Annotated in this window: 2 protein-coding genes; one reads left to right on the plus strand and one right to left on the minus strand. The window is 64.4% G+C overall.

Translation table 11 applies throughout. The annotated features are described in order from the left end of the window. Window positions 1–843: AGE family epimerase/isomerase (locus EN969_RS28150; protein ID WP_164758559.1), on the plus strand; the 843-nt coding region annotated here is incomplete at its 5' end. 8 nt (window positions 844–851) lie between these two features. On the opposite strand, the gene betB is transcribed toward EN969_RS28150, so the two are convergent. Next, the coding region (betB, locus tag EN969_RS28155) for a betaine-aldehyde dehydrogenase (protein ID WP_127419585.1) at window positions 852–2,105 on the minus strand (1,254 nt) is incomplete at its 5' end.

The raw sequence follows: 2,105 nt of genomic DNA on the forward strand, positions 1-2,105 counted from the left end.
GTTGACGGTTCGGTTGCCGACGCCACCGAGGATGCCTACGATCATTCCTGCGTGCTCCTGGCACTGGCGCATGCGCATATGTCTGGCAATCCCGACGCCTTGCGCCTCGGCGAGGAAACCTTCGCCTTTCTCGATGCGCATCTCGAAGACAGCCGCATGACCGGCTTCCTTGAGACATCGGATGGCAAAGGCGAGCGCCGCTCCAACCCGCATATGCACCTGCTTGAGGCCTTCCTCGCCTGGCACCAGGCGACCGGCGAGCGCGCCCATCTGCGCCGCGCAGCGCGCATCATCGACCTCTTCCGCAGTCATTTCTTCGATCCGGAAAGCTGGACGCTTGGCGAGTATTTCGATGCCGAATGGAAACCATCCGCCGGCGAGAAAGGCTCGTGGACCGAGCCTGGCCACCATTTCGAATGGGCCTCTTTGTTGGTCGATTTCGCCGGGCGCAGCGGCCAGGCCGAGTTGAGCGGCTTTGCCAGGAAACTCTACGCCTCGGCCATCGCCAATGGCCTCAACCGCGCCACCGGGCTTGCCTATGGCGCCGTCTCGCGGCAGGGCCTGCCGCTCGACCTGATATCGCGCAGCTGGCCGCAGGCCGAAGCCGTGAAGGCGGCGATCGCACTGGATGGCTCGGGCGGCCCCGATCTGAAGCCCGAGATCGAAGCGCGCGTCGGCCGGCTGTTCCGCTGGCACATCGACCCGGCGCCGCTCGGCCTGTGGATCGACCGCATCGACGAGCGCGGCCGCTCACTGGCATCGGACGTTCCGGCCAGCATCTTCTATCATCTGGTCTGCGCGCTGACCCAGTATCTGGACAGCACGGCCGACCTGAAGGCGTAAGGGCAGCCTCAGTACGGGCTCGCCACATCCCCGGTCTCGACATAGATCGACTTCAGCTGCGAATAGAGCGCCAGTGCGGCCAGTGAATTCTCACGCCCGATGCCTGACTGTTTGAAGCCGCCGAACGGGATTTCCACCGGCGTCAGATTATACGCGTTGATCCAGCAGGTGCCGGCCTGCAGTTCGGCGATGACGCGGTGGGCGCGCGGCAGGTCGCGCGTGAAGACGCCGGCAGCGAGGCCGAATTCGGTGTCGTTGGCGCGGTCGATCACCTCGTCCTCGCCGTCGAATTTCAACACGCTCATCACTGGTCCGAAAATTTCTTCACGGGCGATGCGCATGCCATCGGTCACGCCGGTGAACACCGTCGGCTCGACGAAGAAGCCGCCCTGAAAGCCCTGCAGCGAAGGCACATTGCCGCCGCAAGCAAGCGTCGCTCCATCCTGCTTGCCGATCTCGATATAGCCGGCCACCTTGTCGTGCTGCGCCTTGGAGACCAGCGGTCCCATCTGGGTTTCGGGATCGAGCGGGTCGCCGATGCGGATTTTCTTGGTCCGCTCTATCAGACGGTCGACAAAGCGGTCGTGGATGCCGCTCTGCACGAAGACGCGCGTGCCGTTGGAGCAGATCTGTCCGGTCGAATAGAAATTGCCGAGCATGGCGCCGCCAATGGCGTTCTCGATGTCGGCATCGTCGAACACGATCAGCGGCGACTTGCCCCCGAGTTCCATCGTCGCGTGCTTCATCTTCGAGCCGGCAAGCGACAGCACCTTGCGGCCGGTCGGCACCGAACCGGTCACCGAGACCTTGGCGACGACATCGTGGCCGACAAGCCCGGCGCCGACATCGCCATAGCCCTGCACAACGTTGAACAAGCCGTCGGGTAGCCCCGCTTCGCTGTAGATCTCGGCCAGTGCCAGCGCCGACAGCGGCGTGTTTTCCGACGGCTTGAACACCATGGCATTGCCCATGGCGAGCGCCGGTGCCGATTTCCAGCCGGCGATCTGGATCGGGTAGTTCCATGCGCCGATGCCGACACAGACGCCGAGCGCTTCGCGCCTTGTGTAGGCGAAGGGTCCGCCGAGATCGACCGACTCGCCGTTGTAGGCGGCAACGGCACCGCCGAAATATTCAAGGCAGTCCGCAGCCGAGGGCGCATCCGCCACCAACGTTTCCTGGATCGCCTTGCCGGTGTCCAGCGTCTCGATGCGAGCGAGGTCGGCGTTGCGGGCGCGTAATATGTCGGCGGCGCGGCGCAGGAT

It is taken from the genome of Mesorhizobium sp. M7A.F.Ca.CA.003.01.2.1, from assembly GCF_003998945.1.
GTDB lineage: Bacteria > Pseudomonadota > Alphaproteobacteria > Rhizobiales > Rhizobiaceae > Mesorhizobium > Mesorhizobium ciceri.